At 57.3% G+C, this 13,578-nt stretch carries 9 protein-coding genes; 5 read left to right on the forward strand and 4 right to left on the reverse strand.

Annotated elements, in window-relative coordinates; all coding sequences use genetic code 11:
* Positions 1–890: 890 nt before the first annotated feature.
* On the reverse strand, positions 891–1,604 hold the full coding sequence (locus tag JQ597_RS06025; RefSeq protein ID WP_212263326.1) for a Crp/Fnr family transcriptional regulator: 714 nt from the start codon (positions 1,602–1,604) through the stop codon (positions 891–893).
* 166 nt (positions 1,605–1,770) lie between these two features.
* Between JQ597_RS06025 and JQ597_RS06030 the strand changes: the two genes are divergently transcribed.
* Positions 1,771–3,456 (forward strand): arylsulfatase, encoded by a 1,686-nt coding sequence (locus tag JQ597_RS06030; protein WP_212263327.1) that lies wholly within the window; start codon positions 1,771–1,773, stop codon positions 3,454–3,456.
* Positions 3,457–3,527: 71 nt separating this feature from the next.
* A complete protein-coding gene (locus tag JQ597_RS06035) occupies positions 3,528–4,535 on the forward strand; it encodes a formylglycine-generating enzyme family protein (protein ID WP_502754280.1) in 1,008 nt (335 codons plus the stop codon).
* Positions 4,536–5,107: 572 nt separating this feature from the next.
* Here the strand turns inward: JQ597_RS06035 and JQ597_RS06040 are convergent.
* Positions 5,108–5,785: a recombinase family protein gene (locus tag JQ597_RS06040; RefSeq protein ID WP_212263328.1), complete on the reverse strand. Its 678-nt coding sequence runs from the start codon at positions 5,783–5,785 to the stop codon at positions 5,108–5,110.
* A 383-nt stretch (positions 5,786–6,168) separates the two neighbouring features.
* Between JQ597_RS06040 and JQ597_RS06045 the strand changes: the two genes are divergently transcribed.
* Positions 6,169–6,999, forward strand: coding sequence for a site-specific integrase (locus tag JQ597_RS06045; protein WP_212263329.1), 831 nt, complete (start codon positions 6,169–6,171; stop codon positions 6,997–6,999).
* On the opposite strand, the gene JQ597_RS06050 is transcribed toward JQ597_RS06045, so the two are convergent.
* Positions 6,968–7,261 carry a putative quinol monooxygenase gene (locus JQ597_RS06050; RefSeq protein WP_212263330.1) on the reverse strand — a complete coding sequence of 98 codons (294 nt, stop codon included), beginning with the start codon at positions 7,259–7,261 and terminating at the stop codon, positions 6,968–6,970. The two genes, JQ597_RS06045 and JQ597_RS06050, sit on opposite strands and share 32 nt — an antisense overlap.
* Before the next feature lie 127 nt (positions 7,262–7,388).
* Positions 7,389–7,808 (reverse strand): hypothetical protein, encoded by a 420-nt coding sequence (locus tag JQ597_RS06055; protein WP_212263331.1) that lies wholly within the window; start codon positions 7,806–7,808, stop codon positions 7,389–7,391.
* A 702-nt stretch (positions 7,809–8,510) separates the two neighbouring features.
* Between JQ597_RS06055 and JQ597_RS06060 the strand changes: the two genes are divergently transcribed.
* Together JQ597_RS06060 and JQ597_RS06065 are read left to right on the forward strand one after the other, a co-directional pair.
* Positions 8,511–9,413 (forward strand): hypothetical protein, encoded by a 903-nt coding sequence (locus JQ597_RS06060; protein ID WP_212263332.1) that lies wholly within the window; start codon positions 8,511–8,513, stop codon positions 9,411–9,413.
* Between the two features lie 234 nt (positions 9,414–9,647).
* Positions 9,648–13,136 carry an AAA family ATPase gene (locus JQ597_RS06065; RefSeq protein ID WP_212263333.1) on the forward strand — a complete coding sequence of 1,163 codons (3,489 nt, stop codon included), beginning with the start codon at positions 9,648–9,650 and terminating at the stop codon, positions 13,134–13,136.
* The last annotated feature ends 442 nt before the right edge of the window (positions 13,137–13,578 follow it).

Below are 13,578 nucleotides of genomic sequence, written 5' to 3' on the forward strand. Positions count from 1 at the left end.
GCTCTTAGGAGGCCTATGCGGGGTGGGTGATGGTGATAATGGCCATATACCTCCATCTAGGGCAATCCTAGGCTAAACTCAGCCTAGCTTAGCCACCACCCTCCATAACGTGGAACGTTTTGCGCGGCGACAGGGATCAGCCGTCGGGCCATTTGCGTGTATGTAACCACAGCTTCTTCCCCGTGAGACCGTTGCTCGCGGCATGCCCTCAGGACGACCTGTGGACTCGTCAGAGTCGGTTAGATGCTCACGGGCTATCCCGGCCGCTCTCTGTTGCATGGCCCCTCAGTGGACTCCGCAGAGTCACCCAACACCATGTAAACGGTTTGTGGCGGGGGCCGTGGTGACCTCGGGTGCCGCGATTGGCCCGGGCTGATCGTGCGTGAGGTTATTGGACCATTTCTCTCATCGGACAGTCGTTTGGCATGGGTCCTAGGAATCCCTAGGAATGCGCGTGATTCGTTCGGGTTCGCTCGGGCTTAATTGGTAGCGCTCCCACTTCGGCGCTTCTGTCGATTCCTTAGGGGGCTCCCGTGGCATCCCAAGGCTGCCGGGAGAAACTCACGGGTCCCAAGAGCGACGCACCTGCCGAGCAGCAAACGCGACTTTAATCGGCGAATCTTGAATCGATTTGGCGGACAACGCCGAAATAGGGGTCCCGCAGAATAGGGGACCCATTGGCGACTGAAGGTAACCAATGTCGGGTGTCGAGGGCAAAGCGGACGTTCCGGCTATCTGCCTCGAAGTCCGCCTTTGACCCGAAGGCGACATCGTTGTGATGATTATCTGAGGTGTCGTGGTAGGTCGAACGTTCCGCCTACATGAGGCGTTTTCTGTTCTGCGCTTGGGATTCGAACGCGCGTCCACCGGTCGCCTGCGCGAAAAGCTCACTATCGCTCAAAAGATGCGCCGTGAACACTTGCCATTATCAACCGAGGTCTGTCTAAAATCTCAATTTCACTATATCCGACATTTATTACGCCCGCAGTCCTCAATATCTTGAGAGTCTTGTTTACTGTCTTTCTTGTAACGGCGCACATCGTTGCGAAGTCTGCCTGACTAAGAGTTATGACCGAACCTCTTCCAGCCACCGTCAGTAGTCCAAACGCAATGCGCTTCACCGGGTCGCGCGTAAGCAAGAGGGCAACGGTGCTCATCGCCAGTTCTAAGTTTCCAACAGAGAGCATTGCAAATTGACGGAGCGAGGCCGTGTCAGCAGCCATCTTTTCGAAATCAACCGCGCTCAATTTAAGCAGGACAGCTTCGCTAACTGTTGTCACGGTTACTAGGCGATTTGCCCCACGTATCAGAGCGGCTTCTCCGAACCAAAATCCCGGGTGCCCAATAAACGCAACTTGGGATTCGGTCCCGGCGGTTACGAGTTCGATTTTGATAGTTCCGCTTAGGACCCCAAAAAGTTCTTTCGGCATGTCGCCAGCGAGATAAAGGATCGAGTTGGCCTCGACATGCTGCACTGCAGACCGTCGAATTATTTCTGTACGGAACAATGCCGGCGCGCTCGCAAGCCAACCGGCCTGCCGGAAAATTTCGGCGGCTTCACGCTTGGCTACAAGTGTGGCTGCGTTTTCGGCTTCTCGTACCAACCCACCCTCCAACTGAGCCCAAAGTTACACTCTCCGAATACCATGTGCGCAATATTCCGCTAGTCAAATAGCGTCGCGACTTCCCGGGGCTTGAGGGCAATGAGCTTAGCTGCCGCAAGCACCTTGGAATGGAAATCATGGAACTCAGCCGTACAGGGAGAAGGAAATGAGCAACTTTACTAAAAATGAAAACCCCCAACCGGGCTCATCGAGTTTAACAAGCGCGAATAGTCTTAGCCGCCGTAACATTCTTCTAGGAAGTACCACGCTCGCAGCAGTGTCTGCGCTTGTTGCATCCACTCCACTTCGCTCTGCACAGGCTCAGCCAAGGCCAACCACGCCCGCTTCCGGTCAGCAGCCAAACATCCTCGTTATTTTCGGCGATGATATCGGTTGGCAAAATCTGAGTGCGTATGGCCTCGGAACGATGGGATATCGCACGCCGAATATCGATCGCATCGGCAACGAGGGTGTAAAATTTGTAGATCATTATGCCCAGCCAAGTTGCACGGCCGGTCGCGCCGCCTTCATCACCGGCTCGTATCCCATCCGCTGCGGTATGACGACCGTGGGCCTTCCGGGAGATAAACTTGGATTGAAATCCGGCACGCCCACTCTGGCGGATACACTTAAGGCCCAAGGCTACGCCACCGGCCAGTTTGGCAAGAATCATTTGGGCGACAACAATGAGCACTTACCGACTGTTCACGGCTTCGACGAGTTCTTTGGCAACCTCTATCATTTGAACACGCAAGAAGAAGCTGAACAGCGTGACTATAAGGCGTGGGCGGAGAAAGATGGCCCCGATTTCGAGAAGAAGTACGGCACCCGCGGCGTGATCGAGAGCTTTGCGACCGATACCGACGACCAGACCGTGGACCCTCGGTTTGGCAAGGTCGGCAAGCAACGAATCCGTGACACAGGCCCGCTGTCCGCCAAGCGCATGGAGAATTTTGACGCAGCCGAAGTCACGCCGCGAGCGTTCGATTTCATGAAAAGAAATCGCGACGCAAACAAGCCGTTCTTCGTGTGGTTGAACACCAGCCGCATGCATCTCTACACCCGTCTATCGGAGGCCGACCGCTATCTGGCCGAGAAATATACCTCGGAGGCAGACATCCACGGCAGCGGCATGCTTCAGCACGACCGCGACATCGGCGCGGTCTTGAAATGGCTCGACGACAACGGCCTCACCCAGAATACGATCGTTGTATATTCAACCGACAACGGGCCAGAGCATTCGTCCTGGCCGTACGGTGCAACCACGCCATTTCGCGGCGAGAAGATGACAACCTATGAAGGCGGAGTTCGTGTGCCCTGCATGGTTCGTTGGCCCGGTCGTATTCCCGCAGGCCAGACCTTGAACGGCATACAGACGCACGAAGACCTTCATGCGACGCTCGCCGCCGCCGCGGGCGTAACCGACCTTGCAGACCGCCTCAAACGTCAGTCGAAGTGGTATCTCGATGGATTGAACAATCTCGATTATTGGACCGGAAAAACAGCGGACTCAAAGCGGGATTTCTATATCTTCTACAACGAGTCCAGTGTTGCGGCAGTCCGTTATGGCGCGTGGAAATGGCATTTCATCACCAGCGAAAATTACTACGGTACGCCCAAGAAGCTGGGTAAGCCGCTGGTATTCAACATCCGTATGGACCCGTTCGAAAGCTACGACTCGATCGACAGTTACGGACATCTCCTGCAGAAGGTATCTTGGCAGTTTGCGCCGATTGGCGCGAAGCTGAAAGAGCATCTGCAATCTCTCACTGAGTTTCCGCCGGTGCAAAGCGCCGGAACGTTCGATGTCTCCAAGATCATCGAAGAGACAATCAAGAAGGGCGCGCAGTGAGAAGGCCATGCTCGGTTGGAAGGCCAGAATAGCGATTGCACGCCGCCCTGTTGCGGGGTTCAATCGCTGATATGACAGTCTCGTTGCCAGATACGGGCGGGCTCAATCTCGCATTCGCGGATGAGCCCGTCCGCGACATGATCCGGATTCCCGGCGGTGCGTTCCGCATGGGCTCCAACGATCATTATCCCGAGGAAGCCCCCGTCCATCGCGTGGCGGTGGATGGCTTCTGGATCGACCCGACGCCGGTAACGAACCGCCAGTTCAAAGCGTTCGTGAAGGCCACCGGCCACAAAACGACGGCCGAAGTGCCGCCCGACCCGAAGGATTACCCAAACGCGCTGCCGCACATGATCTATGCGGGCTCACTGGTATTCACGCCGCCCAATCATGCCGTGGATCTCCGCTTCTGGGGCGAGTGGTGGCAGTTTTTGAAGGGCGCCGACTGGCGGCATCCTTACGGTCCCCGGAGCAACATCAACACCGCGGACAATCATCCGGTTGTGCACGTGTCCTATGCCGACGCGCAGGCGTATGCGGCCTGGGCCGGCAAGGAATTGCCGACCGAAGCCGAGTGGGAGTTCGCCGCACGCGGCGGGCTGGATGGGGCCGAATATGCCTGGGGCAGCGAGTTCACCGTGGGTGGACGGCATATGGCCAATACCTGGCAAGGCGAATTTCCGCAGCAGAATCTCGCGGCTGACGGCTACGAGCGCACCTCGCCAGTGAGAGCGTTTCCACCCAATGGCTACGGCCTCTACGACATGGTCGGCAATGTCTGGGAGTGGACGACGGATTTCTACACGACAAAGCGCGAGGCGGATTCGCCAAAGGCCTGCTGCGTGCCGTCAAATCCGCGCGGCGGGCTCGAAGCGGAGAGTTTTGACCCGCGCCAGCCGGAGATCAAGATTCCGCGCAGGGTGGTGAAGGGCGGTTCGCATCTCTGTGCTCCCAACTACTGCCGGCGCTACCGCCCCGCTGCGCGCCATGCCGAGCAGGTCGATAGCTCGACAAGTCATATCGGGTTTCGATGCGTCGTGCGCGAGAGAAACGGTGAAGCAGCAAACTCAAACGGATAATTCGCTCGCCACGCCCAAAGGGTCGGGGATGTGTCTTGCGCGCTGACAGCGGCCCGAGCATGCATCTCATGCATGTCTGTTTTTGGCACTTTTGCGACATGCAGGAATGGTCCTGGCAATGTCCGTTGTTCGGCGTAGATCGGAAGTCACCGGCTGATGGCCAAACAGACGTGAAGGCCGGAGCCCAACAGGCCATTGGTGCTCGGGAGGTCCTAGGACCCGCTGGGAAGAGAAGGGCAAGAAGGGCGTTAACTTCTGCTTCTAGTGAGGCGCGCGGGAGGCTCAGGATTTCCCGGGATCACTGAGGCGCTGCAGAAGCCGAGCAGCGAAGCGCCTAAAGGGCCTCGAATTTGAAGTTGGTTTGGCAGGATTCTGGAAATAGGGGTCCCGCGCTAAAGGGGACCCATTATCGAGAGGGGGACGTGCGGGAGGGCCGTCCGGCCTCACAGCGCGAAGCGTATTATCAACACAGCGCCACCGAGCAGCACTGAGCCCGCCACTGCGCATTCAAGCGCCACCGAGACGCACCCGGCCATCATCATTGTGAGAGCTAATGCTACGGTCATGGTGCGCTACCGGGTTGCCGAACGGTCAAGGAGGTTCTTCACGCTCATGGGGTGCCACTCGCCGCCTCGCGCCGTTGGGACCCCTCGGGCATTCAAGGCTTCAGCCACGGCGCGCAACGTGTGAGCACCGGCTCTCTGTGCTTCCTTAACAATCGGCAGGACGTTGGCGGCATGTCGGTCGGCCTCAGCTTTCACCGCGACGGACTCGCTTACGCGGGCTAGGTGCAGTCTAGGGCCTCCTAGGACGACCCCGCGAGCCTTGGCCGCCGCGAGCGCTTGCCGGGTGCGGCTGGAGATCAGGGAGCGTTCCTTCTCAGCGAGCGCCGCGAACAGGTGTAGGACGAACGGGTCAACGTCCGTGCCTAGCTCGGCGACCACGAAGGGAACTCTGTGCGCCATAAGGCCCGAAATGAAGTGCACGTCACGACTGAGCCGATCGAGCTTGGCGACCGCCACGGGACACTTGAGCTTCTTGGCGGCAGCGAGCGCGGCCTTGAGCTGTGGTCTGCGGTCTAGGGCATCCGCACCCTTGCCGGTCTCAACCTCCACGAACTCAAGCGTCGCTTCCAAGCCCTCGGCTTTCGCGAACTGACGAAGCAGCTGGCGCTGGGCTTCCATCCCGAGGCCTGAGCGCCCCTGCTGCGAAGTGGAAACGCGGATGTAGGTAACAATCTGGCTTGTCATCTTGGGCAGCTCCCGGCTCTGTCAAAGAGCTATACGCCCGTTTAGATTGTGGACAACGCGCGTTTTGGAATCACAGTGATTCCGATTTGCATGGCTTAAGGCTGGCAAATGCTTGGTTCTCGCACTTAAATCCTGCATCCCACATCGACGACGCGTTGGACGCTTTCAACATTGATCTGGACCGACAAGCCCCGGCGTATCCGAAGCTCGGAATAGAGCTGCTCAGGGCTTACGTGCGAGCCTTACAGGCAATCGAACAGCGCGACACTGGGGAGCCTGTGCCAACACCGCAGCTCCACCGGCCGGCATCCAGCAGCAGCTCGGGGAACCTTCAGGACGCCTTCGAGGGCTGGAAGAAGGAGCGAGAGAGGCCTGAGGGCACAATGCATGAATACGGACGTGCCATCGAAATGTTCGTCCAGCTGCACGGTAATCTCCCCGTCGCCGACATCAAACGGTCGCATGCGCGCACGTTCCGCGAAGCGCTCCAGGTTGTCCCCAAGATTCGGAAGGGGCCACTTCTGAAAGCAACCCTTACAGAGCTGAGCGAGTACGGCCGCGCGCACCCCAAGCTGCAGAAGGTTTCCGCTGGAACAGTGAACAAGCAACTAGGCGCGGTGCAGGCCATCGCTGGCTGGAGTTATCACAACGGTCTCGTGCCCGAGGAGGTCTCATGGGCCGATCCCTTCAGGGAGATGCGGCTGGAGGAGGAGCAGTCTGAGCGCGCACCGTTCGACGCGAGCGACCTGCAGACCATCTTCGACGCGCCCCTGTTCACCGAGCGGAAGTTGCCGGTCGGCGCAAAGGGAGACGCGGGCATATGGCTTCCTGTGCTCGCACTCCTGGGAGGCGCACGACAGGCTGAGTTCGCGGGCCTGAGGGCATCCGACATTCGTGAAGAGCCTGATACCAATACGCAGCTGTTGTACCTCGTGCGTGATAGGAAGGCGGGCCGCCGGCTCAAGACTAAGACGTCAGAACGCGTGGTGCCTGTGCATCCGCAGCTGATCGCGCTGGGCTTCCTCGACTATGTCGATGCACGCCGCCGGGAGGACGGTGAGAATGCTTGGCTCTTCCCCATGGTCGCACCAGATCAGAAGGGTGCGCTCAAGGCTTGGGCCAAATGGTGGAGCCGCTTTCTGCGCACGCACGTTGGTCTGTTGGCTTTCGAACGGCGGTCGCTCACTCGGCAAAGTCGCAACGCACGCCGCTGAGGCTAACCCGCAGGGGGGTCGTGTCCTGCTTGGCCTGTTGCACAGATGGGCCGGTCCAGTGCGCCTCAAAGGCTTCTGGGCTGGCATAGACCTCATACAGCATGATCGTGTCGTCTTCCTTCTGCGGCACGAGGACTTCGAATTTCAACGTGCCGGGTTCGGTCGCCAAGCAGCGCTGAGCGTGAGCCCTTAGGTGCGTCAGGTATTCGCTCCGCTTGCCCGGGATTGTCTTGATGGTTGCCACAATTGCAAATTTGCTCATGTGTTCACCCCTGTCTCGACCTCGGAGCGTAGGAGAACTGAGTTTTTGGCCAAGGCCCGTTCATCGCTTGCAAAATAGAGGGGCCGCGCCGATAAAAGCGCGGCCTCACGTCACTGCCCCGGAGTTGTTAAATCCCGTTGGGCGTGCAGGCCATTAGCAACTTAGCTGTATTAAGAAGATTTGCTCCGGTGGAATTTATGCGGCCTTGGTTTGGGAGCACGAAGACCACGTCGTCCGGATCTTCCATCGTGTATCCTTTATCGTGCTCTTCTTCCGATATTATTACGACCCGCACAAAATTGTAGTTCGGTGTCGCAGCATTGATTGTCGCTGTGGCTAGGTCGACGGCGGCTTGCGTGGCCATCCCTTTGTTCGATCCCGTAGTCTCACGTTGCATGAGCGTGTTGAGGCTTACTACACCGGTCCAGATATCGACGATCACTTGCGCAATGCCGGGAACAGCATCTGGCGCCAATTCAAAGTCCGGGGTCGTAATTTCCTCGTTACCCCTCTTCCTCTTGATACCACCTGGTGCTCGTGGTGCCACTGAACCCTCCCTGATGAAAAGCTGCCACGGCACCTGACCGCCTGCCGGGTGCCTAGCATCATCTCACACCTGCGCCCGCAAAACCGCAAGGCCCAACGAGGGGATACGGAGTAGACGCCCTAGCAACAAACCTGCTTCAACTCCCTCCGCCTTACCCACCGCGCACTACCGCCATCGGTGCGGTCATAGCGCCAGCCGTCCCACCGCGGGCGCCCGATGCGTGCTCTATCGGTCTCCACGTCCATGCATAAATGCGTCAGCGCGCATCGTAATGACGGTGACCAGCAGCGTCGGCACTTCGGCGGGCGGCGTGGCGTAATCGACCTCCTCACCGTCAGGGAGTACATGGACCAATCGGCGAGCGCCGACGGGGCGGGGGCGTGGCGGTTAACCGCCATCAGCAATTTGGCATTTGGGATGCAAGGTGGGCTGGTGGTATCGCGCTTGTGCGCACCTCCCCAGTACCGCGTTGATGCAGCCGCCCTGTTGTCATCCGGCGTCAGTTGAAGCGTCGCCACGTACTGGCAAACATTGGTGACGTCAGAAGCAGGTCCAGATCCCGGAGCGTCCTTGTCAGGCCGAAATCTTACAACTAGAATACGAATTGCGGGGGTAAGAAGACCTAGCTGATTTGAGCCCTTGGGTGCGAATCTTTGTCGCATCCAGAAAAAAAGGAATTCACTCGGAAAGTGGAGGTTTCGAATGGCAGGGCTGGTCACGGAGTGGGTCAACGTCACGGGGAATATTTCGATCATCGCTCGGGAGTCGGGAGAGGTTTGGTTTCATACCCCGAGCGGCACGAAAGAAAACTTAGATCCATTCGCGGCACCGATGACAGGTGTGGGCTCGGCGGGCAGCACGGTCGGGCTGCTCGACGGCGCGATAAATCTCGGATTTGCTGGAATCGAAAAGCGCCTCGCACGCCCTGACCCGACGCTCGTCGGCTATATCGTAGCCTTGGTGGGCGCGTATCACACGTCTGTCGACACGCCTCGAAATCTCCGCCGCGCCGCCAGCCGCTTCAACGAGCTGGGAAGGCCCGAGGTCGCGGCCTACTTGGAAGAGCGTGCGCGCGAGGAGACCGGTCACGACCGGCTCGCGCTCAAGGATCTGCGTGCGCTTGGTGTGCCCGGCGAGCGACTCGTCGCTAACTTTATTCCGGAGGGCATTAAGCCCCTCTGCAAGCGCTTCGATGACCTCTGCATCCAGGACTATCCGATGGGCTGCATCGGCTATTCGTACTGCTTGGAGCGCATCGCCGCACTCAAGCAAGAGACCGATATCGAGAAGGTGCGGGCGATGTGTCCGCCTGACATCGATGCGACCCGCTTCCTCAGAAGTCACAGCTCCCTCGGAAGCGAAGCCGCTCACGTCGAGGAAACGATCGAGTTCGTTGCCTCCCTTCCCGCGAATGACCGCATCAGGGTCGTTCAGGAGACGTATGAATCGGCATTGATCCTGGCGCAGGGATATAATCACGAGCTTCTCAAATCCGAAGCGGAGATGCTTGAGGAGCTTGAGCAGGCGCTCGGAGAGGCGCTCCCGTATCGTCACAGCTCATATCATTTGCACGGTGAAAAGCGCGGCGCTCGGCCCGCAGCATGAGCGGAATGGCGCGATAGTCATCGCAGCTTGGCATGGCGTGAGGCAAGAAACGACGCGCCGGGTCGATGAGGGCCGCGCGAATGCTCGCGAATCGGCCGCCATGGGTAGCTGGGTAGGGCAAGCACCCAGTGCTGGTGTCGTTGCGCCAAGCTGCAGTTGTGCTTCGACGCCGGGGAAAGCCAAATATCGGCGGTCAAAGAACGCTCATATGATATCGTTGTGCGGGAGATAATATTGTGCGCGGGAGAACGCTTTCCTGGTTTTAAGCAAAGGCACCCAGATGGTGGGTCTGAAGCCAAACTCTTTCTTAATGAACTACGGCAGTGGGCAAGGGCCTCTGCAATGACGAGGACAACAACCACCGACATAGCCGAGTGGCTGGGTGGACACGGTCTAGGCCAGTACGCCAAAACCTTCGCAGAAAACAATATCGACTACTCCGTCCTTCCGGATTTGACGGAAGATGATCTCGAAAAACTCGGAGTATCTTCTCTAGGTCACCGCAAGAAGCTGCTTAGGGCCATCCAAGCGTTGACGGCTGCGCGCCAGCCCACCGGCACAGCAAAAGCGGCTGCAAGCGCCACTGTGGTGCCCCCCTCTCCTGTGCAGCATCGCGAAGCTGAATTCCGTCAGATCACAGTGATGTTTTGTGACCTGGTGGGATCTACGCAGTTATCGGAGAAGTTAGATCCTGAGGATCTCCAAAAGCTCATTGACGCGTATCGGGTGGAGTGCAGCGCCGCGATTGGGCGCTATGGAGGCGAGGTCGCCCGCTATTTCGGCGATGGAGTGATGGCATTTTTCGGCTGGCCTCGTGCACATGAGGATGACGCCGCTCGTGCTATTCACGCCAGCTTGGAGATTGTGTCCGGAGTTACGAAGATTTCAGGGCCAGTTACCTTGAATTGTCGAGTGGGTGTTTGTTCGGGTCCGGTTGTTGTCGGTGAAATTGGAGCTAGTGGTACGTGGTCGATGGACGCGGTGGGAGAGACGCCGAATATTGCCGCGCGTCTCCAGACCCTTGCCGCTGTCAACACGGTACTCATCTCGGAATCGACGAGGCGACTCGTATGGGCAGCTTTTGATTTTCAGGACCTTGGGCTCCAGGAACTCAAAGGTGTAACTGAACCTCTTCACGTGTATCGCGTGCTCTCGGCAAAAAATACAGCTAGCCGCTTCGAGGCTGCGCATACGGGCTCTCTTACCCCGCTCGTTGGACGCTCCAGCGAACTAAGCTTGCTGCTCGATAGGTGGCAGAAAGTCAAAGAGGGTGACGGCCAAGTCATATTGCTCTCAGGTATTCCCGGGGTCGGAAAATCAAGGCTGCTCCACGAATTGAAATCTTATATTCAGCAGGAACCACACGTCTTGCTGTACCATCAGTGCTCGCCCTATCACAGTCAGAGCGCGTTCTTTCCGGTGATCGGGCAGATCGAACAAGCGGCCCAACTAACAGCTCGCGAGGCCGAGGCAGATAAGATTGCCAAGCTTACAGATTACCTTCCGCGCTCAACTGACAATTCCAAAGAGCCGGTCCTGCTCATTGCCAAACTGTTATCAATTCCTTTTGAAAATCACCTTGAATTATCTGCTCTTACGCCGCAGCAAATAAAGAACAGGACGATAAGCACGCTTGTCGACATGATCTTGGCGTTTTCTGTCGAACGTCCCGCCGTCTGCATCTTCGAGGATGCGCATTGGTCAGATAACTCGACGCTTGAGCTGCTTGAATCGATTATCAGCCGGATCGACCACGCCCGCGTTCTACTTATTGTGTCGTGCCGGCCTGAGTTTCGCCCCACGTGGATGACCCATGCGAACACCACCATGCACTCGATTACTCGATTGTCGCTCACCGAAGTGAATGCGATGATCCGAGATATCTTGAGGGGAGGGAGCATGCCCCAAGCGGCGCTCGACCGGATTATCCAAAAGGCCGATGGAGTTCCGCTATTCATAGAGGAACTGACAAGCAGTATGTTGAGTGCGCCTTTCCGAACCCGAGGCACTTTCGAGCGCGCAGCGCAGCCAGCATTACTCAGGGTTCCGGACACGCTGAGTGATGCATTGATGGAGCGGCTCGACCGCGTTGCGCCGAGTCGCAAACTTGCACAGATTGCGGCTGTGATTGGGCGTGAGTTCTCCTATGATCTCTTGTCGGCTGCATCGCAAATTGACGATGACGAGATACTGTCGGCCCTCTCGCTGCTCGAACAGGCTGACATCATCTATCGAGCCGGAATTTCGCCTGTCCTTCGTTTCGCCTTCAAACATGCGTTGTTGTGTGATGCAATCTACGACTCTTTGCTTAGGAGTAAGAGGCAGCAGATACACGCGGACATCGCGGCAATCTTAGAGCATGACGTTTCGGAGCTCGCCGAAAATCAACCCCAAGTCCTGGCCTATCACTATCAAGAAGCAGGCAATCACCAACGCGCCATTCGTTGCTGGTTCGAGTCTGGGCAGGGCGCGCTAGCGCATTCCGCCAACGTCGAAGCGATTGCTAGCTTCCGAAAGGCCCTTCAGCTTCTGGGCGCTTTGCCGGAAACGCCCGAACGGATCAAACAAGAAATTGACATTCAATTGGCGTTGGGAATACCGCTTATCGCCGTTCAAGGATATGCGTCGGAGGAAATCCGCGAAGTGTTTTCTCGGGCTCATACCTTATGTGTGCAACTCGGCAACATCCCTGAGTATTTCCAAGCCCTGTTTGGGCTGTGGGGGCACTGCTGGATGGGCGGAATGAATGATGATGCGCTCCGCTTTGCTGATGAGTTCCTGTCACGGGCGCGAGCGTTGTCCCAACCGGTTCCGCTGATGGTGGCTCATAGAGTGATGGGCAGTACGTTATTGACGATTGGGAACTTCCAATTGTCAGCGGACCATTTCGTGGAGTCGATCAAACTCTCGATTGGCAAAGGAAAACAGCCCCTATCCAATCTTTACATGGTGGAACCTCAAGCGGCTTCACTTCTGCTCCTATCTTGGGACTTGTGGTTTCTGGGCTATCCGGATCAATCCCTTGCCCGCGTTTCGGAAGCGCTTGCCTTAGGTCAAGACCTTGGCCACCCCTACACGGTGGCGTTCGCTCATTACATGACTTCCGTTGTGCACCTTCTGCGCGGGGAGGCCGCTCGCGCCTTCGAAAGCGCCGAAAAAAGCTTGGAAATGTCAAAAGAACAGCGGTTTTCGCTGTACGCGATTTTGTCGCGAATTTCGCGAGGCCGAGCAGTCGGCGACCTGGGCCAACTTGGAGAGGCCCGGGCCGAAATAGCACTGGGAATCGACGAAGCGCGACGTAATGGCGTCGGCTTCATGCTTCCGATGATGGAAAGCTGGCTGGCGGACATGCACGCCAAGGCTGGAGAAAATAAGTCCGCACTATCGATTGTCGAGAGGACTCTGGCCAGTATCGGTGACGTGACTGGCAGATCATGGGAAGCAGAATTGCATCGGCAAAGAGCGCAAATTCTTTTAACACTCAACCCATCGAAGATAAGCGAAGCTGAGTCTTATCTTACGAAGTCCATTGAAGTGGCGCGCCTTCAAAGTGCCAAATCCCTGGAATTACGCGCCGCGACAACCCTTGCAGAACTCTGGCAGAACCAAGGAAGACCTGATGAGGCGCGGGTGCTGCTAGAACCACTCTGCCGTTGGTTTGGGGAGGGAGCCGAAACAGCTGACCTTAAGCGGGCGCGCGCCGCTCAAAGCACCCTGGACTGATCCCAACACCTCCTCAACCCTTGATTAGTTAGTTTCAATGCCTGCGATTATCTCGCGGTGGGATTAACTGGACATCAAATCGCAACGTGACAGCCAACTATAATACAGAGCTTCGCAGGTACCGATCGGACCGAAGCCACCAACTGACGGCGTAGTTGATTGGTGGTAGCTCCCGGTGGTAGCATTCGCGCAGCAGCCAAGCTGATTTGTCGTTGTTTTATTAGGGTTTCTGCAGTTGCCCATCGTCTCCCCTAGGGAGCGCCATGTGTTCAAGCCGCAATTGATATTCTTGATCTTTTCGACTTGATTGTCCCACTCCATTCTACCGTGGGACAGTCTTTGTTCTTCATCCGATCTCGTATCGCTCAGATCGCTGCGCTTGCGGAACTGATGCAATGCCCAGGCGCCGAAGCTGCCTATCCCCCGGCAAACTAAATCCACC

It is taken from the genome of Bradyrhizobium sp. AUGA SZCCT0177 (genome assembly GCF_018130125.1).
GTDB lineage: Bacteria > Pseudomonadota > Alphaproteobacteria > Rhizobiales > Xanthobacteraceae > Bradyrhizobium.